The 23984-nt window shown below is 50.6% G+C and carries 25 protein-coding genes; 11 read left to right on the forward strand and 14 right to left on the reverse strand.

What is annotated here, in order from left to right:
* The first annotated feature begins 126 nt into the window (after positions 1-126).
* From ACNQKP_RS14200 to ACNQKP_RS14215, 4 genes are all read left to right on the forward strand, one after another.
* Positions 127-573, forward strand: coding sequence for an Hsp20/alpha crystallin family protein (locus tag ACNQKP_RS14200; RefSeq protein ID WP_417865374.1), 447 nt, complete (start codon positions 127-129; stop codon positions 571-573).
* 49 nt (positions 574-622) lie between these two features.
* Positions 623-1867 (forward strand): imidazolonepropionase, encoded by a 1245-nt coding sequence (gene hutI, locus ACNQKP_RS14205; RefSeq protein WP_417865376.1) that lies wholly within the window; start codon positions 623-625, stop codon positions 1865-1867.
* 125 nt (positions 1868-1992) lie between these two features.
* Positions 1993-2400: a hypothetical protein gene (locus tag ACNQKP_RS14210; protein ID WP_417865378.1), complete on the forward strand. Its 408-nt coding sequence runs from the start codon at positions 1993-1995 to the stop codon at positions 2398-2400.
* A gap of 13 nt (positions 2401-2413) precedes the next feature.
* Positions 2414-2593, forward strand: coding sequence for a hypothetical protein (locus tag ACNQKP_RS14215; RefSeq protein WP_038449975.1), 180 nt, complete (start codon positions 2414-2416; stop codon positions 2591-2593).
* A gap of 17 nt (positions 2594-2610) precedes the next feature.
* On the opposite strand, the gene ACNQKP_RS14220 is transcribed toward ACNQKP_RS14215, so the two are convergent.
* Entirely contained in the window at positions 2611-3381 is a 771-nt protein-coding gene (locus ACNQKP_RS14220; protein WP_011165112.1) for a lysophospholipid acyltransferase family protein, read from the reverse strand.
* Between the two features lie 27 nt (positions 3382-3408).
* Between ACNQKP_RS14220 and glpK the strand changes: the two genes are divergently transcribed.
* The 3 genes from glpK to ACNQKP_RS14235 all read left to right on the forward strand — a co-directional run bounded on the left by glpK (position 3409) and on the right by ACNQKP_RS14235 (position 6418).
* Entirely contained in the window at positions 3409-4890 is a 1482-nt protein-coding gene (gene glpK / locus ACNQKP_RS14225) for a glycerol kinase GlpK (RefSeq protein WP_417865381.1), read from the forward strand.
* A 4-nt stretch (positions 4891-4894) separates the two neighbouring features.
* A complete protein-coding gene (locus ACNQKP_RS14230) occupies positions 4895-5602 on the forward strand; it encodes a flagellar brake protein (RefSeq protein WP_417865383.1) in 708 nt (235 codons plus the stop codon).
* Between the two features lie 81 nt (positions 5603-5683).
* Positions 5684-6418: a beta-sandwich domain-containing protein gene (locus ACNQKP_RS14235; RefSeq protein WP_417865386.1), complete on the forward strand. Its 735-nt coding sequence runs from the start codon at positions 5684-5686 to the stop codon at positions 6416-6418.
* A 30-nt stretch (positions 6419-6448) separates the two neighbouring features.
* Here the strand turns inward: ACNQKP_RS14235 and ACNQKP_RS14240 are convergent, their stop codons facing one another.
* From ACNQKP_RS14240 to radA, 3 genes are all read right to left on the reverse strand, one after another.
* The gene (locus ACNQKP_RS14240; RefSeq protein ID WP_417865388.1) at positions 6449-7492 is read right to left on the reverse strand and encodes a substrate-binding domain-containing protein; all 1044 of its coding nucleotides are present in this window, start codon (positions 7490-7492) and stop codon (positions 6449-6451) included.
* 64 nt (positions 7493-7556) lie between these two features.
* Positions 7557-7949 carry a Crp/Fnr family transcriptional regulator gene (locus ACNQKP_RS14245; RefSeq protein WP_011165107.1) on the reverse strand — a complete coding sequence of 131 codons (393 nt, stop codon included), beginning with the start codon at positions 7947-7949 and terminating at the stop codon, positions 7557-7559.
* Positions 7950-7974: 25 nt separating this feature from the next.
* Positions 7975-9366 (reverse strand): DNA repair protein RadA, encoded by a 1392-nt coding sequence (gene radA, locus ACNQKP_RS14250; RefSeq protein WP_417865390.1) that lies wholly within the window; start codon positions 9364-9366, stop codon positions 7975-7977.
* Between the two features lie 69 nt (positions 9367-9435).
* Here radA and ACNQKP_RS14255 point away from each other — a divergent pair, with 69 nt between their 5' ends.
* The 3 genes from ACNQKP_RS14255 to ACNQKP_RS14265 are packed head-to-tail and all read left to right on the forward strand — an operon-like array spanning position 9436 to position 13558.
* Positions 9436-11808, forward strand: a complete 2373-nt coding sequence (locus ACNQKP_RS14255) for a transglycosylase SLT domain-containing protein (RefSeq protein WP_417865392.1) — start codon at positions 9436-9438, stop codon at positions 11806-11808.
* A 41-nt stretch (positions 11809-11849) separates the two neighbouring features.
* Complete coding sequence (locus ACNQKP_RS14260; RefSeq protein ID WP_417865394.1) at positions 11850-12737, forward strand: ABC transporter permease; 888 nt, start codon at positions 11850-11852, stop codon at positions 12735-12737.
* A complete protein-coding gene (locus ACNQKP_RS14265) occupies positions 12734-13558 on the forward strand; it encodes an ABC transporter permease (RefSeq protein WP_417865396.1) in 825 nt (274 codons plus the stop codon). Before ACNQKP_RS14260 ends, ACNQKP_RS14265 begins: the two co-directional genes overlap by 4 nt.
* Position 13559: 1 nt before the next feature.
* Here the strand turns inward: ACNQKP_RS14265 and ACNQKP_RS14270 are convergent, their stop codons facing one another.
* From ACNQKP_RS14270 to rsgA, 6 genes are all read right to left on the reverse strand, one after another.
* On the reverse strand, positions 13560-15029 hold the full coding sequence (locus ACNQKP_RS14270) for an amidase (protein WP_417865398.1): 1470 nt from the start codon (positions 15027-15029) through the stop codon (positions 13560-13562).
* 51 nt (positions 15030-15080) lie between these two features.
* Positions 15081-16181: a redox-regulated ATPase YchF gene (gene ychF, locus ACNQKP_RS14275; protein ID WP_417865400.1), complete on the reverse strand. Its 1101-nt coding sequence runs from the start codon at positions 16179-16181 to the stop codon at positions 15081-15083.
* A gap of 35 nt (positions 16182-16216) precedes the next feature.
* The gene (gene pth, locus ACNQKP_RS14280) at positions 16217-16780 is read right to left on the reverse strand and encodes an aminoacyl-tRNA hydrolase (RefSeq protein ID WP_038449963.1); all 564 of its coding nucleotides are present in this window, start codon (positions 16778-16780) and stop codon (positions 16217-16219) included.
* 211 nt (positions 16781-16991) lie between these two features.
* A complete protein-coding gene (locus ACNQKP_RS14285) occupies positions 16992-17627 on the reverse strand; it encodes a 50S ribosomal protein L25 (protein WP_417865402.1) in 636 nt (211 codons plus the stop codon).
* A gap of 59 nt (positions 17628-17686) precedes the next feature.
* Positions 17687-18631, reverse strand: coding sequence for a ribose-phosphate diphosphokinase (locus ACNQKP_RS14290; protein ID WP_198298051.1), 945 nt, complete (start codon positions 18629-18631; stop codon positions 17687-17689).
* Between the two features lie 110 nt (positions 18632-18741).
* Positions 18742-19851: a ribosome small subunit-dependent GTPase A gene (gene rsgA / locus ACNQKP_RS14295; protein WP_417865404.1), complete on the reverse strand. Its 1110-nt coding sequence runs from the start codon at positions 19849-19851 to the stop codon at positions 18742-18744.
* Positions 19852-20288: 437 nt separating this feature from the next.
* Between rsgA and ACNQKP_RS14300 the strand changes: the two genes are divergently transcribed.
* Entirely contained in the window at positions 20289-20699 is a 411-nt protein-coding gene (locus ACNQKP_RS14300) for a hypothetical protein (protein WP_417865406.1), read from the forward strand.
* Between the two features lie 58 nt (positions 20700-20757).
* On the opposite strand, the gene rdgB is transcribed toward ACNQKP_RS14300, so the two are convergent.
* The 4 genes from rdgB to ACNQKP_RS14320 form a co-directional block, all read right to left on the reverse strand.
* Positions 20758-21357: an RdgB/HAM1 family non-canonical purine NTP pyrophosphatase gene (gene rdgB / locus ACNQKP_RS14305; RefSeq protein ID WP_417865408.1), complete on the reverse strand. Its 600-nt coding sequence runs from the start codon at positions 21355-21357 to the stop codon at positions 20758-20760.
* Complete coding sequence (gene rph / locus ACNQKP_RS14310; RefSeq protein ID WP_417865410.1) at positions 21358-22089, reverse strand: ribonuclease PH; 732 nt, start codon at positions 22087-22089, stop codon at positions 21358-21360.
* A 69-nt stretch (positions 22090-22158) separates the two neighbouring features.
* The gene (locus tag ACNQKP_RS14315) at positions 22159-22944 is read right to left on the reverse strand and encodes an N-acetylmuramoyl-L-alanine amidase (protein ID WP_417865412.1); all 786 of its coding nucleotides are present in this window, start codon (positions 22942-22944) and stop codon (positions 22159-22161) included.
* Between the two features lie 112 nt (positions 22945-23056).
* On the reverse strand, positions 23057-23587 hold the full coding sequence (locus tag ACNQKP_RS14320; protein ID WP_417865414.1) for a hypothetical protein: 531 nt from the start codon (positions 23585-23587) through the stop codon (positions 23057-23059).
* Positions 23588-23984 lie beyond the last annotated feature (397 nt).

The following is a 23984-nucleotide window of genomic DNA, read 5'->3' on the forward strand; positions in this document are numbered from 1 at the left end:
TCAAAACGGAAAAGCCGGAGTGTCTGACAGCACTCCGGCTTTTTACTTTTGACACTGGTCCTTGCGCATTCTTGACGCTTTCCCACTGTCTTCTTAGGTTAAAGGCATCTCACTAAGGAGGATGCCATGCCAATGCGAAGCTTAAGTCCCTGGGGCGGTCGCCGTCGTCTGCCGTCTTCGGATCTCTTCAGTCAGTTTGAGGATTTTATTAATGAGTTCGACCGTGGTGAATCCAACTCTCTGACCCGGGCCGGATTTGACTTCTCTCCCTCGGTGGATGTGGAAGAAAAGGACAATGCCTATCTGGTCAGCGCCGACCTGCCGGGCATGAAGAAAGAAGACATCAAAGTTGAGCTGAACGACAATATCCTGACGATCTCCGGAGAGCGCACCCGCGAAACCAAGTCGGAAGGGCACTATTCAGAAAGATCTTATGGACGCTTCCAAAGATCCTTCACTTTGCCGGTCAAAGTACAGACAGAAAAGATTGAGGCTCACTTTGAAGATGGTGTTTTGCACCTGACTTTGCCCAAATCAGAGGGCGCACGCAGTCATAGTATCAAGATTATGTAGGAACTCTGTTTTAGCTTGATCCCAGAAACCCATGTGCTTGAATAAGCTCATGGGTATTTTGCTTAAAAATATATCGACACTTCTGACTCTTCAAGGCGCCGCTGCAAAACAAGGCCGTCGCATCCAGGAAGAGGATCTAAGCCTTTTGCAACAAGCCGCCATCGTCATTGAAAAAGAAAAGATAGCCTGGGTGGGCCCGCAAAAGAAACTTCCCAAGGAATTCTCCAGAAAGAAAGCTCTGCGTGAATATGACATGAAGGGGCGCACGGTGCTGCCGGGCTTTATTGAGTGTCACACCCATTTGATTTTTGCGGGTGATCGCGCAGCAGAATTTGAAATGCGCAATCAGGGCGTCAGCTATCAGGAAATCGCCGCCAAAGGGGGCGGGATCCTTTCGACCATGAAAAAGACCCGGTCTTCCAGCTTGAATGATTTGGTGAAAACCGGGCAGAAACGGTTGGATCATTTCGTATCCCAGGGCGTGACAACGGTTGAAATCAAATCCGGTTACGCGCTGAACCTGAAAGATGAGATGAAGATGCTTCAGGCGGCACAAAAGCTTTCAGGCATTCGCACGGTCAATACATTCCTGGGCGCACATGCTTTGCCACCGGAATTTAAATCCTACGAAGCCTATCTGACCTTCCTGGCAGACGAAGTTCTGCCAGTCGTTGCCAAGAAGAAACTGGCAAGAAGGGTGGACGTCTTTATCGAAAAAGGATTCTTCCCGCCGGATGCTTCTGAAAAGTATCTGCGTCGCGCACAAGAGCTGGGTTTTGAAATCCTGATTCACGCCGATCAGATGTCCCTAAGTGGCGGGAGCGAAATCGCCGTGCGCCTCGGAGCATTGTCCGGGGATCACCTGCTGCAAATCGAAGACAAGGAAATCAAAAAGCTCGCACAAAGCGAAGTGACCGGCGTGCTTTTGCCAACAGCGGATCTTTATACCAAAACAAAATATCCTCCGGCTCGTGCGATGATCGATGCGGGGGTGCGCGTGGCTCTGGCCACGGATTTCAATCCAGGCACATCACCGACACAGAATTTGAATCTTGTAGGTTTGCTGGCACGCTTGGAAATGAAGATGAGTTTGCCGGAAGTCATTGCCGCCTACACCGTTGGTGGGGCGTATGCTTTGAATATGCAAAATGAAGTGGGCTCTCTGGAAGTCGGGAAGTCTGCTGATATTTTATGCACAGATCAAGACTGGCAGACGCTGTTCTACAGTGTAGGGGAAGCCTCTGAGAAGGTGGTTTTCTCGAGAGGAAAGAAGGTTTTTGGCACTCTTAAATAATCTGATGCGTCAGAAAATTTAAGATTCTTAAAATTTCCTTTGAATTAGGAAGGGTTTTCTTCCTAGTCTTGGGGTGTGTCTGTGGAGGGGGGAGCTACAACATGAGGTCGTCATACACCACGTTAATGCAGTCGAAATATTTTAATCCTGCTTTTAATAGTGCCATCTTTGATGGCCCTGTTCGTATCTACTTTGCCCAGTTCCACGAAGCTTTGGCTTTGAAAATCTATTTCCTGATTCAGCAAAAACTGAGTGCGGAAATGGCGAAAGCAAAAGAGATTTCCAAAGCTGCCGGGGCAAATATCCTAGTGATGGTTTACCCGACAGAAGACAGCTTCTTGCTGTCTTTTGAAGATGGCGCCAAGCACATCAGCCCTCTGGAAGTAGAGAAATGGCATGATGATGTGGTGATTGGCCTTCGCGGGCCGATCGCAGACGAGAACTTGGACCTGCTGGTCGAGTCTCTGCGTCTCACAATGGAAAACTGGCGTCCAGCCGCCATGTTGAAAGCTTCCGCTCCTGCCGAAGTGTGATACAATTTAAAACATGAATAAACGAGGTCAAATCGTGGTGGAGTACGTGCTCCTCCTCGTCCTAGCCGTCAGTCTTGCTGCTTTGCTGGTAAGCCGACTTGTCAGTCGGGAAGAAGGCAATGAGGGCATCCTCGTGGCGAAATGGCAGAATATCTTACAAGTCATCGCTGATGACTTGCCTGACAAGAAGTAAACCCGAAAATTTTCAAATCAAAGGAAAGCGTTGCCGCGTTTTTGGATTTCCTCCTCAACCGCAGTTTGCATCCGTTCCTGGATGTCTTGCGCGATTTCATGGACGAGGTCTGCATCATCTACCGCAGAAGGCTTGTAAGGAAGGGTGATTGGTTCCAGGAAGCGGATGCGCCACTTGGCGGGTAGGGGAATCACGTTCAATGGAAGTGGAATCACCGAGCCCTTCAAGAACTTGGTGAATTTGAGCTTTTTCAAATTAATATGAGTTTCTTCGGCGCCTAAGATCACCACCGGAACTATCGGGCACTGGGCTTCCAGGGCCATGCGCACAAAGCCCCGCTTGAATTCCTGCAGCTGATAGCGTTCGGTCGTGGGTTTGAAGTTGCCCTGTTCGCCTTCCGGGAACAAAACAATCGCATTTCCTTTTTTCAGCGCATTGATCCCATTTTCATAAGTGGCTTCGGTGAAACCCATTTTGTTCGCAGGAATTGCGGTCGTTTCGGTCAGAAACCAGAAGTGATGTGTCAGCACGCGGGGAATGCGTTTGGCTTCCTGTTGCACTACGTGGCCCAGCAAAAAAGCGTCAAACCCGGTGTAGCCAGAGTGATTGGGTGCCAGAATCACGGCCCCGCGGCGAGGGATGTTTTCAACACCCTCAATCTCCAAGCGGAAGTACTTGCGCAGGATCTCCAAAAGAAAACGCGGCAGCACACGGAAAATCAAAGTGTCACGATCCAGAGATCGTAAGCCAAAGATTTTTTCGTTGGGTTTCTTCAGGAAATTCTTCATTATTAATACATCGATTGGAGAGTGTTTATGTCTTCTTTTATCATGGCCATTGACCAAGGGACAACCAGCTCAAGAACATGCATTATCAATCAAGCCGGAGGTCTTGTCGCCGAGGCTCGTGAGGCATTCAAACAAATCTTCCCGAAACCAGGCTGGGTTGAGCATGATCCTGAAGATATCTGGTACTCCACGCAAAGGTCCATGCGTCTTGCACTGGAAAAAGCAAAAATCAAAGGATCGCAGATTCGCACGATTGGGATCACCAATCAGCGGGAAACCGTGATGCTTTGGGACGCAAAATCAGGCCGTGCCCTGCATAACGCCATTGTCTGGCAGTGTCGCCGCACGCAGGATCTGTGTGAAAAGCTCAAGAAAAACAAAAAAGAAAAGATCATCACCGCCAAGACAGGTTTGGTGCTGGATCCTTACTTTTCGGCTACTAAAATCCAGTGGTTGCTAAAGAATGTCCCGAACGCGGCAAAGAAGGCCAAAGACGGGCAGGCTCTGGCAGGCACCGTCGACAGCTTCTTGTTGTGGAAGCTGACCGCAGGGCATTCGCATAAGACGGATGTAAGTAATGCCTCTCGTACGATGTTGATGAACATCCACACCGGCTGGTGGGATGAAGATCTTTTGAAAATCTTTGGTGTGCCTGAACGCATTTTGCCAGAGATCTGTCCTTCCAACTCTGATTTCGGTGTGACTCAAGGTCTGGGTTTTATGCCGGATGGAATTCCAATCACCGGGATCGTCGGCGATCAGCAGGCGGCTTTGTTTGGCCAGACGTGTTTCGAAACCGGAGACTCCAAGTGCACCTTCGGTACGGGAAGCTTCCTGCTTTTGAACACTGGCAAAAAAGCGGTGAAATCCAAAAACAAGCTGCTGACCACGATTGCCTGGAAACTAAAAAATCACGAAATGACTTACGCCCTGGAAGGTGGCGCCTTTGTCTGTGGAGCTGCGGTTCAGTGGCTGCGCGACGGCCTGGGGTTGATCCAGCAGTCTTCGGATGTTGAAGCTCTGGCAAAAACAGTCGATGGAACTGATGGGGTGGAATTTGTTCCCGCCCTGACAGGACTGGGAGCTCCGCACTGGCAACCGGAAGCCCGCGGACTGATCTGCGGTCTTACCCGCGGCAGTACCAAAGCACACATTGCGCGTGCGACGTTGGAAGCCATGGCTTTGCAAAACGTGGATATCCTGAACACCATGCAAAGAGATCTGGGTAAAAAACTGCGTGGAGTCCGCGTCGACGGCGGTGCCGCAGCCAATGATCTGTTGATGCAGATGCAGGCCGATTACTGTGGAGCGAATGTGGTTCGCCCGCAAAATCTTGAAACCACAGCCTTGGGGGCTGCATTCATGGCGGGCCTTGGCGCCGGTGTGTGGAAAGATCTGAAAGAGATCAAGCGGGTGTGGAAAGTGAACAAGGAATTTAAAGTAAAGATGACCCCGAAGGCACGCAAAGAGCGTTTGCAGCGCTGGGCACAGGCTTTGGAGCGGGTGTAGTCCCATGGCCGTGAACATGCCAGGTCAGACCATTTTCAAGAAAGTCGCGGTGTCGGAAAAGAAAATGCTTTTCCGTGAAATTGCTGACGACAAATTGCAATTGTCGATGAAGGGCTCGGTGAATGAAGATGTGTTTCATCTGATCGCGGTGCAAACCGACAAGGATGAAACACTGCTTTGCCATCACACGGCCGATTCTAAAGATGTCACGCAACCTCAGAAAGTGGTCGTGAATTTTCCGTTTAAGAGCGAGCGCTATTTCTTTCAGACCGAGCTCAGCTTCAGCGTCGGTTGGGCGGTGTTAAGGACCGATGTGGATCTTTTCCAACTGCAAAGACGGGCCAACGCTCGCATCGATATTCCGGGCAAATACGACGCCATTTTCAGCATTCTTCACTATGGCGGTAAGGTGCATTTCGTCGAAAGCCGGGTGCGTGATATCAGCGCGGGAGGCCTGAAGATCGAATTTAAAGGTGCGGCCCCCGATCTTAAAATCGGGGATCAGATCAAGGGCGCTTTGCGTTTAGGGGTTCGTCGCGCCATGGAGTTTGATGTGGAGGTGCGTTTTGCCCAGAAGCGGGAGGTTGACGGGCAGGTCGTTCAGACTGCTGGTTTACAGTTCCTGAACGTCACCAACATCCTGGAAACGCGCCTATTGAGTCTGATGATGGATTTGCAGCGCGAACTATTCTTAAAGTACCCTAAGAAATAAATTCAGACAGGCCCTTTGGTGTCACTTTGTCCAGGCACGGATCTTGGAATAACTCCTTCGTCTTCAAAAAAAGGAGTCTTTATGAAACTACCAATGTTGAGTGCCCTTTTGACCGCAGCCGTTTTGCTGCAAGGTCCCGTAGCCGGTGCGCAAATCCGCCCGGGGAATCCGCCAGATCGTGGCGGCAATGACGAGCGTCGTGATGACCGTCGTGACAATGATCGCCGTGATGATCGCAGAGACGACCATCGCGATGATCGCCGTGGACCAGATCAATACAATGACCGTGATGACCGTCGTTACGAAAATGATCGCAGAGATGATCACCGCCATGGTGGTGTTCGTCCGGATCGTCCACCAGTAAGACCAGGGCCTCGTCCTGATCCCTATCCACAACCGTATCCTCCACACCGCCCAGATCCATATCCTCCATATCCGAACCCACCACGTCCGCCGAATAACTACGGCGAATCCACGGTGCGTTTCTACGGCGTTTCCCGCCGCAGTGGCGGTGAGTGGCTGCGTGTGGCGTTCAACTATGCTTCTTACGTGGACTATGTACGTGTGAACCCGTACTTCAACGGCGTTCAACTGCATGAGACTTATGCGATCACGCAAAGCGGTCGTCGTATCCAGCTTCGTCAGTTGAGCTACACTGGTACATTCTACTACAGCCTGACTTCTGAATACCTGACAGCCGGGGAGCGCATCACTGCGATCGACATCCGTGCTGAATCCATGGGTGGGAATTCTGATCTGAACGTGACTGTGACTTCCAGCTACGGCGCGCCTTCCATCTACCCAATCCGTTACTAGTTAAAAAAAACCCTGGGGTCTTTGCGGGCCTCAGGGATACCAGATTTTCGAGTAAGCTTCTTTGTAGTTCAGCTTCGATTCAAGATTTCCATCTTTTAAATTCTTCAAAGTTTCCTGAGTGATCACCAAAGGCTCGGTTGTAAAACCGCTTTCGCTGCTGCCGGCAAAAGCGCGATTCATTTCGTCTGCGACCTGCCACCCTTGAGCCTTCAAAGGTTCGGCGATCGTCGCCAGTTGCTGGGAAAGCCCGGATTTAATTCGGTGCAGGGCCGTGGCCGAGCCATCCCCCGCCGAGACGTTGATTAGATCTTTCCGGCCGATTTTTTTTAGCGGGAAATTGATGTGATCAAAATAGATGTCATTGATCGCCAGACTGTGAGTCCATTTTTTTCCAAAGCGTTCGTTCAGTTTGGAAACGGCCCCTGGCATCAGATGTTCGGCTTTTGAGATTTGCACATCCATAATATCCAGTACCTGGCAGTTTTTATGCTCATCGATGATTTTCTTCATGTGCAGGGTTTTGGTCCGTGCGATGGAAAAGTCATTATCGGTAAAAATCACGACGCCTGACTTTCCTGAACCGTCACACACCAGGTTGGCGGCTTTTTCAGCTACGACCAATGGATCCGTGGTCACGTTTGAGAACATCAGGTTGGAGCTTCCGGGACGGGGAGCTGAGTGCCAGCCGACGATCTTGATGTGAGCGGACTGGGCTTTTTTGATCTCAGGGCGGAAGTCGGCGGCGTCAAATCCCCCAAGTACAATTCCATCGGTGCCCGCTTGAATGGCCTCATTAAGGGCTTTTTGAATTTTAGCGCGACTTCCCTGGCCATCACGGATCGTGATATTCCATTTCAAAGCCCGCCCAGCTGATAGAAAACCTTCGCTGACGGCCGCTGCTCCGCCATTTTTCATATCTGAGGCAATAAAGATGATCTTGCGGCCTTCTTGCGCCTTCGGGCCCGCGACAGGCCCCTCCCAGACGGGAGCTTCCAAAGCGGAAGCCTGTCCAAAAGACAGTGGCAAAAGCCACAAAGCTACTGTTAAGAAAAGATGTTTAAATGAGCTAAGCATTTTCTCCAGCATACAAGCAGGAAAAGAAAATAACCAACTCAATGAAATTACAATTTTTAGATTTTTAGGACTCTCGTCTGCGGAACTGTTCGGCTTCGCGGATCTTTTCCGTCATGTTCTGCAAGCGGTCCGTAAAGGACTTCAGCATGCACTCCGCCCAGGTTGGTAATTCTGACAGAAGTTGCTGGAACCCCTCTTCAGAGACCTTCACCAGTACAACGTCCGTAACGGCTTGGGCCGAAGCGGATCGCGGGCTTTTGGAAATCAGAGCAAACTCGCCAAAGGATTCACCATCCACGATGTCGCAAATGGGAATTCGTTTGCCCATTTGATCTTTGGTGAAAATACTCACCACACCGCTTTCGACAATGTAAAAGTGATTTTCGATGTCACCTTCAAAGAAGATGAAGTCACCGGGTTTGTATGTCTCTTTTACGATCGCGCTCTGTGCGTCCATGCCAGAAATCCTTTTTGTTGGGTCCTTAGATGATTTTATTCAGATCATGCACGTTTTTGACAAACGAAATCTTCTTGTCCTTGGAAAGCTTGACGTCTTCCAGGTGACGTTTGTTTGAAAACGGCATGACGAAATGTTTAAAGCCCAGTTTATCGGCCTCTTTGATTCGTTGCTCAACAAAGGACACGCCACGAACTTCGCCAGTCAGGCCGATTTCGCCAAAGTAACAAGTCTTGGCGTCAAGATCACGACGGTGTTCTGTTGACAAGATGGCTGCAGCCACCGCCAGATCCGACGCCGGTTCCACCAGCTTCAAACCACCAACGACGTTGATAAAGATGTCGTTGTGGGCCAGGCGCACATCCAAGTGACGATCCAGTACGGCAGTCAAAAGATGCAGACGGTTGATATCAATACCCAAAGCCGTGCGACGGGGCATCGCCATGGGGCTTGAAAGCGTCAATGCCTGAACTTCGCACAGTAAAGGTCTTGTGCCTTCCATCGAAGCAAACACGGCTGAACCAATCAGTTGATCCCCGCGCTCTTCCAGGAACAGTTCTGACGGATTGGAAACCTCTTCCAACCCTTTGGAGTTCATCTGGAACACACCCAGCTCGTGAGCCGCCCCGAAACGGTTTTTCAAAGAGCGCAGCAGGCGGAAGTTGTAGGAAATATCGCCATCAAAGGACAGCACGCAGTCTACCATGTGTTCCAAAACTTTGGGACCGGCGATGTTGCCATCTTTGGTGACGTGACCAATCAGGATCACGGTGATGCCATCGTGCTTGGCAAGGCCCATCAAGTGCCCCGCACATTCACGCACCTGGGAAACAGAGCCCGGAGCTGCCTGCAAATCAGGCAGGAACATCGTTTGAATAGAATCGACAACCAGAACATCCGGCTTTTTGAATCGCGCCATTTCCATCACGGCCGTCAGATTGCTTTCACAGCCGACCTCAATCAGGGGCGAACGGATGCCCAGGCGGTGAGCGCGAGATCCGGTTTGAGAGACGCTTTCCTCTCCGGAAATGTAAAGAACCTTGTGCTTGTTGTTGGCTAAACCACCGGCCATTTGCAGCAAAAGAGTGGATTTTCCAATGCCCGGAGATCCCCCTAAAAGCACGAAACTTCCCTTGGCCAAACCGCCGCCCAACACGCGATTGAGCTCTTCAAAACTTGTATCAAAACGATCCAACTTCACTTCTTCAAGTCTTTGGTCCAGCGCGACTGGCTTAGAGCCTGTGCTTTCGCGTTCGCCAGACCCTGTAGACCATCCTCGAGTTTTCACTTCCGGCATCTGCAGTTCTTCAACGTAAGAGTTCCACGCGCCGCAGTCAGAGCATTTGCCTTCCCACCTTGGTCTTTGGGCCCCACAATTTTGACAGGTATAGATCGTTTTAGTTTTCGATTTTGCCATAGATATTCGGTATCATTATTAAATGACGGTTACAAGGACTGTACAACTTTTCGTATTGGAGTGGTGGACATGAAGGTCTCCCTGAAATGTATTGTGTTTTCTCTCTTGCTCGGTCCGGTGGCCGGCGCCCAAGTTACTAAAAATGACCTTGAGCCCTTTAAAAAGGCCCTGGATCAGTTCCGCGCAGCGAAATACGATCAGGCCATTCCCGCACTTCAGGATATTCTGAAAGAGAAAACCACTCTGGAAGAATACGTGCGCTTTTATCTGGCGCAATCCTATATGAAAACTTCCAAATGGGATGATGCGGAAGGGGAGCTAAAAAAAGTTCTGGATCTTTCACCGAACGTGAAAATGTCCATCGAGGCGTCAAACCTGATGGGGCAGATCGCGCTTGAAAAGAAGAACTACAAACTGGCCAGCACGCAGTTTGTGAAACTTGAAAAAAGAACCCGCAACACCGAAGATTATCCGGATGTGATTTACAATCTGGCGATCGCGGAAAAAGGTCTGAACCGTCACGGGCAGATGTGCAAATGGCTGGTGAAATTGTACGAGCGCTATCCAGCTTACCCGAAAGTGGCGGACTGGAATGTGGACCTGGCCATCAATGAATTTGAAGGCAAACCGACAGACTGCAAAGTCACGCCGGAAGATTTCCGCACGCGCGTTCGTTACCTGCTATGGGCTGGTCTGGATCAAAAAGCCCAGGGCGAAATCAATATCATGAAATCCAAAGTGGCCAAGTCTGACAAGTACCTGGCTGACAAACTTCAGGCACAGTTCTATCTGCAAGAGGGTGAAGTCACTAAAGCGGTCGAATTGCTGAAGCCTTACTATGAGGCGAACAAAAGAAACTTCGACTTCCTGATTCTGTTTGCGTCTTCTGCAGCAAGAGCGGGTGAAGTGCAATTGGCGGTGGGTTCTTATTATTCCGCTTACAAACTCAGCCCGAAATCCAAAACAGGTCGTCAGGCTTTGTATCAGTCCGCGTTCCTGTCTTATCAGTTCCAGGATTACGACGGGGCGGCCCGCCGTTTCCAGGAGTTCATGAAGGCGTATCCAAGCTCCGGTCTGAACCGCGATGCCCAGTGGCACCTGGCGTGGTTGAAATATCTTAAAGGGGACTATCAGGGCGCTTACAAAGCTCTGGGGAACTTGAATGCGGCGAAAAAGAAAAACCGCAAAGCCTGGAAGTCCTTCCCGGAAGATCGCGTGACGTACTGGATGGCGATGAGCCTTTTCCGTCAGGGGAAAGTCGAGCAAGCCAAGGCCATGATGTCCTCTTTGGCGAAAGATCCTTTGCTGGGTTATTACTCTATCGCCGCTCAAAGCCGTCTGAAGAAAATGGAAGAAATAAAAGTGCCGCGTTTGGCTGAATCCAGTCTGCCAACGCAGCCCCGTGTGATTTCCAGATTCTCCGCTGGCGAGTTCCTGATGCCTTACTCATCTGACAGCTATCGTGGGGATGATTCTGAATCGGAAGAAACACTGGTTCTGACCCAGTATTCTGCGGATGACGAAAAAGGTGAGGAAGAAGAAGCGGAAGCTGCTGACAACCCGGATTTGAAATCCGTGGAAGTGGCAACTTCTGAAGATGAAGTTCCGGACGCCAGCGGCGAGAAGGTGACCACATTCTCGAACCCGGCCCTGATGAAACGTTTTGAAAGAGCCCGCGACATGATGATCCTGGGTGAAAACGAATGGGCGCGCTGGGATCTTTATGACATTGAAAGAAAGACCTCCAACCGCGAATATCTGCGCACGTTGATGAGCGAATACAATACTGCCGGTCACTACAACCGTTCTTCTTACATCGCCCAGATTAATTTCGGCGGTCAAAGAGCGGCGCACGGTGTGGAAGGCATTCGTTACCTTTGGGAGTTTGCATACCCACGTGCATATTCTGAGCATGTTGAAAAATACACCAAGAAATTCGCCGTGCCAGAAGAGCTGGTATGGGGGATCATGCGTGCAGAAACCCATTACCGTCGCGATGCGATTTCTCCGGTGGGGGCGTTGGGTCTGATGCAGGTCATGCCATTCACGGGTCACAAAGTGGCGACACTTTTGGGTGAAAAAGAATTCAAAGCGCCTTTGTTGCTGCAACCAGAAACTTCGGTGAAAATCGGCAGCCGCTATTTGAAACGTCTGATGGATCGATTTGAAAACACGATTCCATTGGTGGCAGCAGGTTACAACGCCGGTCCGCACCGCGTGAAAAACTGGTTGTCGTCTTTCGGTAACCTGGAAACCGATGAGTTCATTGAACACATCCCGTTCCTGGAAACACGCAACTATGTGAAACGTGTGGTTTCAAACGCTTATATTTATTCTCAACTGTACGGCAACAAGAAAGATCTTTTCCCATACATGGCAGGCGCGGTTCCGGTGAAATTCCAGGCCGAGCTGGCGGGGAAAGAAAACTGGGATGACATTTGATCGACAACGCGTTTCGGTTCGTCTTTAAAAAAACAGTGGAAATGACAGCGTCGCTAGGGGTCCTAGCGGCGTTGACGTTTGTGCTGTTGAAAGCTCTTCCGGGCGGTCCTTTTGATGAAGAGACGGCCCTGAATCCCGTGGTGCGTGAAAAGCTGGCGCAACACTGGGGACTTGAACAAAGCCTTCCTTCCCAAATAGGGAACTATCTTCTGTCCGTCGTGCAAGGGGACTTGGGTGTCTCGATGTCGAAACCGGATCGCACGGTGGTGGACATCATCGGCCAGGGCCTGGGTAACACATTGACCTTAAATGCCATCGCGCTTTGTGTGATTTTGGTGGGCGCCTTTGTGATCGCCGTGGCCGCCGTAAGATTCCGTGAAACCTGGTTTGAAAATCTGGTCGATCAGACCGTGATCGCGTTCTTGTCCTTACCCAGCCTGTTCTGGGGGCCTCTGTTGATTTACGCCTTTGGTTTTTATTGGAATCTTTTGCCCGTGGCGTTCTTGTCTTCTCCAGCGCACTACATTTTGCCCGTGGTGACTTTAAGTGTGCGACCGCTGGCCTCCTTGATTCGTTTGCTCAAGAACTCTCTGAACGAAAATCTGAATCAGGATTATGCCCGCACCGCCAAAGCCAAAGGCGTCGGCGTGTGGGGAGTTTTGATTCATCATGTGCTTAAAAACTCGCTGATTCCGTTTTTAAGCTATGTCGGTCCTTTGACGGTGTCCTTACTGTCAGGTTCTTTCCTGGTCGAAGTTTTGTTCGCCGTGCCTGGTTTGGGCAGTGAATTTATCGCCGCCTTGAACGACCGGGATTACACTTTGATTGTGGGCCTGACGTTGTTCTATGGGGCTTTATTGATTGTGGTGAATTCCTTCATTGATGTGCTGCTGAAGCTGGCGGATCCGCGCCTGCAGGAGCGTGCATGAAAAAGGTGCTTTTGGTTTTTGCCATTTTGTTCCTTTCAACTCTGGTGCTGGCCACGGCTTTTTATCCGTGGGTATTGAACAGCTCGGGGCTTGAACAAAACGTCGAAAGCATTCTTTTACCACCGGGATCAGAACACTGGTTCGGCACGGACACCCTGGGTCGGGATCTGTTTGCCCGGGTCTTGATGGGCGGGCGCATTTCTTTGCTGGTGGGCCTGGTGGGTTCGTTCCTGGCTTTTGTGATGGGCTTTATTTACGGGGCCATTGCCGGTTGGTCTGAAGGGATTGTCGATCGCATCTTGATGCGTTTTTGTGACATCCTGATGGCGGTGCCAAGTTTCATTCTGGTTTCGGTGATGTGTTTAAGTCTGCAGTTACTGCTTCCATTTGAAGATCCGCTCACTCGGGCATTGATCGGCTTGTGCATCAGTATTGCGGTGACCCACTGGATGAGTCTTGCACGCGTCACCCGCGGCATGGTTTTGGAAATCAAACGCAAGCCCTACGTGGAAGCGGCAATTTCCCTTGGTGGCAGCCGTGTGCACGTGATGCTTCGCCATGTGCTGCCGAATATGCTGGGAACACTGCTGATTCTGGTGGCGATGCAGATTCCGACCAATATTTTGTATGAAAGCTTCATGAGCTTTATCGGTCTGGGAATTCATCCCCCTTACACAAGCTGGGGCATCTTGGTGCGCGAAGGGTGGAAGACTCTTTCAAGCTTCCCGCATCTGATCTTGTATCCAAGCCTGATCTTGTTCCTGACTGTCTGGAGCTTCCACATCATCTTGGATCATCTACGCACCAAATACCGTATTTAAGCTATAGGTTTTTGGGCGGCTGCCAGCCGCCGAAAGTCGTTTCCAGGAATTCCGCACACGCCAGCGTCAGATGGTCTTTCATGTAAGGACCGACCACTTGAACTCCCAATGGAATACCGTCTTCGTTCAGGCCCATGGGCACGGACGTCGCTGGATGCCCCAGCGTCGTGAAGATCGCCGTGTAAATGAAATCAAACGGGGACCATAGCGGAGCTCTGTGTTTCGGCGCCACACGTGGGTGTGGAGGCAGAATCAAGATTCCGTCCGCTCCCAGTTTTTCATCCAGGTCGGATTTCATCTTGGCCAAGGCCTGCATTTCTTCAGTGAAGTCTTTTTTGCGGGTGTCAAAAATTTCAGCCAAAGACACCAGCAGATTTGGCAGGGTGTAGTTACCTTTACCGAAAGTCAGTTGCAGGATCTCTTTCCCAATCGACAGATGCTGGGTGGGACCCATCAGGGTTTCATACAAGTTTCTGTTCTTCGAGTTTTTCACCGCCGCAAACCACAGTTCGGCAGAACGGACGAAGAATCTTGGATCCAGTTCTTCAACGTGGGCGCCCAGTTCCTCAAACAGCTTTCCGCAGTTTTTCACCACTTGCACCATTTCATCATCCGTTCCGCGCGCGCGGTGGAAGACGGGGTTAGGACAAATCAAAACCTTGCGGCCTTTCCATTCCTGGGACAGTTCTTCCATGGTCGGATTTTTCAGCGTGTGCTGATCGATATCATCAGAACCCATCAGGATCTTCATCATCGGCGCCAGATCCACGGCTTTGCGGGTCATCGGCCCCATAGAAGTGTAAGGGTACTTTTGATCCAGCAACAGCGTGCGGAAGTCATTTTGTTCAAACGGGAAGTGGCCAGTCAGTGGCAACAAATAGCGAGACGGCTTGTGACCAAAGACCCCGCAGAAGGACGCCGGCATGCGGATGCTGCCGCCGATATCACTGCCAAGACCCAACGGAGAAGCGCCTGCGCCGATCAAAGCCCCTTCGCCACCGCTGCTGCCACCGCAAGTGCGGCCCAGGTCATAGGGATTGCTGGTGCGACCGTAAACGGGATTGAAACACTCAAACCAGAATCCCAGTTCCGGCACATTGGTGGTGCCCATGGGAATGCCACCGGCTTTTTTCATACGCGCGACAACAGTGGCGTCCCAGTCCATCACATCATTCTTGTGATGAATACTGCCCCCGGTGCGTTTCATGCCCTGGTAAGAAAACATTTCTTTGACGGTGAAAGGAACACCGAACAGTGGCGGAAGATCCGAATTGTTCTTCGCCAAAGTTTCAGTCTGTTCGTGCGCCAATTTTCTGGCACGGACGAAGTCGTCTTCGACCATGGCGTTCAAAGCGGGGTTCACCTGTTCGATATGCGTGATGTGCGCCTCAAGAACTTCAGACGGGGAGACTTCTTTGGTTTGAACTTTTTTATGCAGATCTAATGCGGATAATTTCAGTAGTTCATTCATACAAAATAAAAAAGGGGCTTTGCGGCCCCTTTTTCCCTTCTTAAGAAGAAATTAAACGTTGAATTTGAAGAACAAAACGTCGCCGTCTTTAACAACGTACTCTTTGCCTTCGATGCGGTATTTACCGGCATCTTTGATCGCTTGCTCTGATTTGAACTTGAACAAGTCTTCACAGTGGTAAGTTTCAGCCTTGATGAATCCACGCTCAAAGTCAGAGTGGATCACACCCGCCGCTTGTGGAGCTTTGGTGTTTGCACGGATCGTCCATGCACGCACTTCCGTCACACCGGCAGTGAAGTAAGTCTGCAGACCCAAAAGCGCATAAGCTTCACGGATCAGGCGGTTCAAGCCTGGCTCTTCCGCACCCAGTGCATCCAGGAAGTCCTTGCGTTCTTCTGGTGGCAACAAAGCGATCTCTGCTTCCATCGCAGAACAGATCAGGATGGTTTTGTTGTTTTCTTCAGCGGCGCGGGCTTCAACAGCCTTTGTCCAGTCATTGCCGCCAGCTGCGAAGTCAGCGTCGTTGACGTTCATCGCGTAAAGAACCGGCTTGGCGGTCAGAAGGTGCATCTCTTTCAAAGCACCTTGCTCCATTTCATCCAAAGTCACAGAGCGGGCAGGAAGACCTTTACCCAATGCCTCTTTGATTTTTTTGGCAACTTCGACATCCAGTTTCAGCTTTTTGTCAGTGGAGTTTTTCGCCTGTTTTTCCGTGCGCTGAAGGCGCTTTTCAACAGAGTCCAAATCTGCCAGCAACAATTCAGTATTGATGATTTCGATGTCACGGATAGGTTCTACAGAACCCGCCACGTGAATGATATTTGGGTCGTCAAAACAACGAACCACATGAACGATCGCGTCTGTCTGACGGATGTGGGACAGGAACTGATTTCCCAAACCCTCACCCTGGGACGCACCTTTTACGATACCCGCGATATCCACGAACTCCATAGTTGTCGGAACAACTTTTTGAGGTTTGATGAATTCAGTGATTTTATCCATGCGAGGATCCGGAACTGTCACCACGCCCACGTTCGGGTCGATAGTACAGAATGGATAGTTGGCCGCCTCAGCCTTGGCAGATGTCAGAGCATTGAAAAGCGTGCTCTTACCCACGTTCGGAAGACCTACGATACCGACTTGAAGTGCCATTGAAAACTCCTTGCGAAATGACGGCTCAATCTAGCCTAAGTGTTGAATTTTGTCGAAGCTTTTTGAATTCCATCCAGGATGATGCTTTCCACAGCATCGCCGGCTTTGTTCAGGAAATCCGGCATCTGCGCGAACTCTTCCTTGGTGAACTTACCCAGGACGTAATCAGGCACGGGGATATTCGGGTTGGCCGGGCGACCCACACCCAAACGCAGGCGGGTGTAGTCCATTGAGCCCATCAGCCCTGAAATGCTTTTAATGCCGTTATGGCCGCCGTGGCCACGGTTTTTCTGGATTTTCATCTGCGCAAACGGCTGGTCAATTTCGTCGTGGATTACGATCAGGCGTTCCAGAGGGATTTTATAAAAGCCCATCAGGGGTTGTACGGATTCGCCGGACAGATTCATGTACGTCTGGGGTTTGCAAAAGATAACCGGGTGGTCCTTGATTTTGGCCTGAGCGATTTCGGCTTTGAACTGATTTTTAATGGGGGGATTTCCCAGGCCTTCCATCAGATAGTCGATGGCCATAAAGCCGATGTTATGACGGGTCAGTTTGTATTCCCCACCAGGATTGCCAAGACCAACAATCAACCACATTTTTCCTCCATAACGGCCGATGAAAAAGGCCCATCCGACTGCGTTGTCGGGCGGCCTTCTCGCTCCGACGTGCTTGGAGCACGCCTGCGCTGCGAGGGCCTACTCCGCCTTGCGGCTGAACCTTTTTGATCAGCCTTTGAAGTGGGGGTAGGGCAAAAAAAGAGGCAGCTCTGGTGAGCTGCCTCTTTGAAATTCAAATCTTTGCTGGAAATTACTTTTTCGCAGCAGGAGCTTTTGCAGCCGGAGCAGCAGCAGGAGCCGCGGCAGCAGCAGGTGCAGCAGCAACTTCTTCTTCTTGAGCGTTAACAACCGCGATAGTTTGTTCAGCGCCAGTGATCATTTTCACGGAACCAGAAACTTTGATGTCGGAAACGTGAAGAGCGTCACCAACTGCCAAGTTAGAGATGTCAGCAGTGAAGAACTCAGGGATTTCAGTTGGCAAGCACTCAACCTCAACGGAACGAAGAACTACGTTCAACAGACCGCCTTCAGAAAGACCGATAGCTTTACCTTCAAGACGTACTTCAACGTTAACGCGAACCGCTTTTTTCAGATCCAAAGCGAAGAAGTCTACGTGTTGTGGACGACGAGTCAATGGGTGTACGTCTACAGACTTGATCAGAACAACGATGCCGTTTGCTGTCTTGTCAGTGGACTTCAAGTTGAAAAGAGCATTCTCGTAAGCGCGAGTGTTGTACTTAACGATTTCTTTTTCACCAACGGAAACGTTAGTTGGAGTTACAGCTCCGTAGATAACAGCAGGAACGTTACGGCTAGTGCGCAGGCCACGGCTGTTGTGTTTACCAGTTTCACGAGGTTCAACTGTAAGGTCGATTCTTGTTTTCATGTATTTATCCTTCTAGTCCAATAGAGGAAGTTAATAATATCCACCCGAAGGTGGGTTAGTTAGTCAAACAATGAACTTACGGAGTCATTTCCGTGGATTCGTTTCATGGCTTCGGCCAGGACCGGAGCTACTGAAACCACTTCGATTTTTCCGCAGTTTTTCGCCGCTTCAGACAGCGGGATCGTGTCGGTGACCCATACTTTTTCAATAGGGCTTTCCTTCAGGCGATTGATCGCAGGACCTGACAAAACAGGGTGGGTTGCAACGGCGAACACACGTTTTGCCCCATTCTTATACAGGCTGTCAACTGCTTGTGTAAGAGTTCCCGCCGTATCGATCATATCGTCGACGATGACGGCCGTTTTACCAGTCACATCCCCGATCAGGTGCAGGGCTTTGGCCTCATTAGGGCCGGAACGGCGTTTATCGATGATCGCCATGGAGGACTCAATTCTCTTGGCAAAGGCACGGGTTCTTTCGACCCCGCCGGCATCTGGACTCACCGCAACAAACTCAGAGCCCTGGCCGTAGGCATCCCGCCAAGCGCGAGCCAAAGTCGGAATTGCGAACAAGTGGTCCACCGGAACATTGAAGAAACCTTGGATTTGGGCGGCGTGCAGGTCCACGGACACCACACGGTCGGCTCCTGCCGTCGTGATCAGGTCCGCCATCAATTTGGCCGAAATAGGCGCGCGCGGGGCCACTTTTCGATCCTGGCGGGCATAGCCATAATAAGGAATCACGGCGGTGATGGAGGCGGCGGAGGCCCGGCGAAGGGCATCGAGCATCACAAACAGCTCCATGTAGTTTTGATTTACAGGAGGGCAGGTGCTTTGGACAACAAACACGTGTTGCCCGCGGACGCTCTCGTGTATTTCAACTTGGATTTCGCCATCAGCAAAACTGCTGACTTCACAGTACCCGAGCTCAACTCCAGCGGCTTCGGCTACTTTCTTGGCTAATGTGGGATTGGCATTGGCGGAAAAGATCTTTAGGCCCTTCATCACTCGTAGTCTCCTGAGTCAAAAGTGCGTTTAAAGGAAGCTAGCAAGGGGTCCTGATTTTGTCCAACGAAAAGGGGGTCTTTTTTGACCCCCTTTGCCGTGGGAAATACCTAGATTTCCCCTCTGGATTTCTGTTTTACGCGCACCCGCAGGCTCTTGGTGATTTTCTTCCATTTTTGGCGCTCCTCCCGGGCGATTTCGGGGTTGGTTTTGCGCTCAAAATAACGCAGCTCCCGCTCCAGATTTTGAAAACTTTCCCAACGTTCCGCTTCCAGCTCTTCCGAGGCCAAAGCCGCCTGCACGGCGCAACCCGGTTCGGTCTGATGTTGGCAGTCCTTAAACCGGCAATGGGTCGCCAGTTCCAGGATGTCGTCAAAGAGGTTTTCAAAACCGTCCCGATGATCCAAAAGTCCCAGCTCTCGCATGCCCGGCGTGTCCATCAAAAGGGCGCCGGATGGCAGTTGATACAAGGACCTCGAGGTGGTCGTGTGTTTCCCCTTGTCGTCGTCTTCGCGGATACCTTGGGTTTTGATCTGCTCTTTTTCCAAAAGCAGATTGCCCAGGGTGGATTTGCCAACCCCGGACGACCCCAAAAGTACCACGGTCTTTCCGGGCAGCAGGTGAGTCTTCAGCGGCTCCAGGGTTTGTGGATCCAAAGCACTCACGGCGTGCACGGGGACTGCCGGATGGCGGTCCTCTACTTCGGCGATGAGGCCTTGAAGGTCTTCGGCCAAGTCCGCTTTGGTCAGAACGATGACCGGCGAAGCATTTGATTCCCACGCCAGGCTCATGTAGCGATCCAGGCGTTTCAGGTTGAAATCCTGATTGGCCGATACCGCCACAAAGATCACATCCACGTTTGCGGCCACGATCTGGGCCCGGGCCCCGCTGCCGGGTTCCTTGCGGTAAAAGCAGCTTTGGCGGGACAGGACTTCGTGAATGACCGCGTGCTCGTCATTGGAATGCAGCTCGCAGATCACCCAGTCGCCCACGCCGGGATATTCCAGATTCAGATCCGAATGTTCATAGCGAAATTTTCCTGAAAGCTGCGCCAGGGCCTTGCCTTCATGGTCGTTTTTAAAGAACACCACACGGTACATTTCGCGTTCTTGATTAATAATACGTGCAACGACCTCGTGCGATTTAAGCGGTCGAAGTTCGATTTGCGCCTGTAAAAGCGCGTTCCATCCCCAAGCGGGAAGGATTGATGAAATAGTCACGGATAACTCCATTGAATAAAATTAAAATTCAGGAGCTCTCTTGGCGAAACTTAAGTTTTAAGAATGAAAAAACTAGAAAGACGCAAGGAGAGCGGCTTTAGCGATAAAAGTTTTTACAATCATAGGCCCTCCTTGTTGGGTGTGTTTTTTTAGTATGGACCGATTTTTGGGCTGATGCAATCGCAAAGACGAGCTTAAGAGTAACCAAAAAACGTCACTGGATAGAGAAACTGTGAAAAAGTTGAGCTGTGGCAGTTACTTAAGCCACATCTCGGAGCGAGCCGAAAAACATCTCTAAAGCCCTGTAATCCAATTTATCGCTACTTGGGCGGGGCTGGTATGCAGAGGCCCGAATGCTGCAAGATCTCATTTTGTAAACAAAGCCATTTTAAATAAACAAGCATTCGGCGAAGGCCAAATGAATAAAGGAGAATCTTATGAAAATGATGTCCGCTATTGCCACGGCAGTTCTTGCTATTTCCACTTTTTCCACAGCGGCTCACGCGGTGACTGAGCTTGCCTGCAGCTATGAGTATAAAAACGTCGGTCAGTATCTGAAAATCGACCACAGAGTGGGTCGCGATGGTAAACTGTATCCATTTATGCGTCACAAAGAGGATAAAGCAGGTGATTCTAAATTGAAATTTGGAACCGATGAAATTCAATTCAGCGTTTCAGGCAATGACAAACGCATGCAAAACTGGATTTTCGTTGAAGCATACAGCGACATCGCAGAGCGCACGTTCCAGTTGGACCTGAAAAACGAGACCATCACGATCATCAAAGGTGGACGAGTTATTTTGAATAAGAGTCCGCTGTCCTGCACTCTTACAATGGGTGGCGAATAAATATTTTCGAAAGAAAGTGATGAACCCTGAGAAAGTTGAACTCTTTCTCAGGGTTTTTTTATGGATTCGCAGTTTGCAGCTTTTCCAGGAAGGCTTTTAAAGCCATCGCTCTATGGGAAAGCAGGCTCTTATAGCCTGTGCCCAGTTCTGCCAAAGTCTGAGTCTGGCCTTCAGGGATGAACACCGGATCATAACCAAAACCATGCAAGCCTGCAGGTTTGGAGGCGATCGTGCCCTTCATCTCGCCATTGAACACCCACTCTTCGCCCGTCGGAGTGTAAACCACCGTCGTGCAAACGAACTTCGCATTCTTGTTCGGCATGGGTCTGAGTGTGATCATTTTCAAAAGTTTGGAAACGTTTTCGCTGTCCGAAGCTTTCGGTCCCGCATAACGAGCCGAATGAATTCCTGGCAAGCCGTTCAGGCCTTCAACCACCAAACCGGCATCTTCACCCAGCACCCAGACATTGTTTTTCACCGCACGCAAAGTTTTGGCTTTGATGCGCGCGTTGTCTTCAAAGGTCTTTCCGTCCTCTGGACGGGGAGTGAAGGACGCAATGTCGCCTTGTGAAAAGACTTTCAAGTCTGGCAGTTCACGCAACAGTTGTTTGTATTCAGCCAGTTTCCCTTTGTTTCCGGTGGCAATCCAAAGTTCCATTTAGGCTCCTGCGATCTTGTAGATTTCGCCCATCACGGACGCTTGGTGAATGAAAAGTTCACGGCAGCCTTTTTCAGCCACGTCCATCATTTTGAACAGCTGATCGCGAGTGAACGGCACATGTTCGGCGGTGCCCTGAACTTCGACGAACTGACCTTTGTCGGTCATCACAAAGTTCATGTCCGTTCCAATGGCAGAATCTTCATCATAGTTCAGATCCAGCAGGATTTGACCTTCATGCAGGCCGACGCTGATCGCTGAAACATAGTTGATCAAAGGCAAAGTTTTGATTTCGCTGACGGCATGCAGTTTTTTAAGAGCCAATGCCAGCGCCACAAAGCCGCCGGTCACCGAAGCCGTGCGTGTGCCGCCATCGGCATTCAATACGTCACAGTCGATGATGATTTGTTTTTCACCCAGTTGTTTTAAATCCACCGCCGCACGCAAAGAGCGTCCGATCAGGCGAGAGATTTCCTGAGTGCGACCCCCGGTCATGGATTTATCACGACGGATGCGGGTGTGCGTGGATCTTGGCAGCATGCCGTATTCCGCCGTGATCCAGCCGGCACCGGTGCCCAGCAACCAGCTAGGCGCTTTGGATTCATAAGTCGCCGTGCAAAGAACTTTGGTGCGACCAAATTCCACGATGGCAGAGCCTTCAGCGTACTCGGATACATTCGGGGTGATTTTAACATTTCGAAGTTGGTCAAACAGACGGCCGTCAGCACGCATAGAAAGCTCCAGTAAGGCCGGTCAGAGGTGGCCTTTTTTCAGTCTTAGTTTTGGGGTGATTAAAACAAACTAATTTAAGGATTTTGCGGTGTGGTTGTCCATCTTTTCTTTGTAGGACTGGAGGGCGGTGTAGATTTTTTGGGCAAGATCGTTTTGATAATCGGCGCTGACCAGCTTTTTGGCTTCACGCGGGTTGGTTAAAAAGCCGATTTCAATCAAAACCGAAGGCATTGTCGTTTTTGAGATCACATAGAACGGGGCCTGTTTGATGGTGGCTTGAGCCGCGTTATTGTCAGTGCCCCACACTTGCGTCAGGGTTTGAGTCAGACGCAGGCTGCTGCTCAGGCGGTTTTGGCGCTGCAGATCCTCCACTATGGCTGCCACGTCGCCTCTTTTGGAAAGTTCGTCACCACCAGAGATGTCGTGCAACTCGCGGCTGTTAAGGACCATTTGATTTTCCTGGCTGGCCAGGAACAACGCATCTTCATCCGGCGGCAGATTGTTTTGGAAGAAAAACTCCACACCCTTGGCGCGCTGATCGGAAGCGGCGTTGGCGTGCAGACTGACGAACAAGTCCGCTTTCGTGCCTTCCGCCATTTTCACGCGTTCAGGCAAAGACAGATTGCGGTCGTTGGTGCGAGTCATGGTGACTTTGAACTTTTCATCTTTGGCTAAAAGAGCCTGCAGTTTTTGCGCGACCTTCAAAACCAGATCCGCTTCTTTCGCACCCCCGTACACGGCACCCGTATCAACGCCGCCATGGCCAGGATCCAGCATGATGTGCAGAGCAAACGCCGAAGGGGAGCAAAGAATAAGCAAAGCACCAAGGCTTCGTTTCAGAAACGGAAAGTTCATGCAGTCAGAATAAGAAACAAGTCTTGGGTGTGTCGAGTCCAGACGGACTTGGCCATGGAACCTAGCCGTGGGTCAGGGTGAGAGGCCTGCCGTGATGCAGGCCTCTGGAATATTATTGCAGGCAAAGTTTCGGAGTGATTTTCACAGGCTCCGTGTAAGGTGGAACATCCTCTTCCGCCAAACGAGAGTATGTCGTGCCTTCAGAGAAGTCCGTGCAGCGGTCTTCCACAGAACCACCGCATTCACCTGTGGCAAGGTGCAAAAGTTCTGTCTCATACTTCAATGTGGCGTAGGCCTGTGAGTCGCCATTGCAGCGAGTGTAGTTGAGCTCTGCAGTCCATGGGGATTCACTGAGAATCGTGCCGATTTCGAACGTTTCGGATCCATTGTTATGCACTTGGGATGCTTCGCCTGTGCAATCCGTGCTGGTGAATTGAGCGGTGTAGCGCTTCTGGGTGCCATCGGCTGTGATCTCGAAATACTCAAACTCGCTGGCCTCGGTGGTGCGGACTGGGTAAGTATAGCATTCGCCTTTCCAATATCCTGTCAGCTCAAGTTCATTTGAGCCGGGTGTGGATTTGCCGCTGTTAGAGCAGGCCACTGCTGTCAGAAGAGAAGCTGCGATCACGATGTTCAATCTCATTTTTAGGTGTTTCACTCTTGTCCTTTCAAACCGTTCTTGGTTTTCTTTGTTTACAGTGGGGCAACAAACTGGATTTGGGCATCGCTCGAATCAGCGATCCAGTGTGTTTTAAAGACAAATCCGGACCAGAGTCGACGGAGTTCAGTCTGGTTTTGGGACAGGTAAACTAAAAAAATCTAAGTCCGTTTGCAGGCTTTGGTCAGAGGGAAATCTCCCACAAAGATGCGTTTATATGACGGAACCCTCCGCCAATTGTCGTTTTCTGTCAAAAACCTCGACATAGGATCTGGGCTGGCTGTGAGTTTAATCGGATCTGACAAACAAGTAGGCATGGCATCTGGGTTGCTTTAGTACAAGGCAACCCCCCATGGCGGCCAGGACCCTCCCCCCCCAATCC

This window comes from Bdellovibrio bacteriovorus (assembly GCF_048286975.1).
In the GTDB taxonomy this organism is placed as follows: domain Bacteria; phylum Bdellovibrionota; class Bdellovibrionia; order Bdellovibrionales; family Bdellovibrionaceae; genus Bdellovibrio; species Bdellovibrio bacteriovorus_H.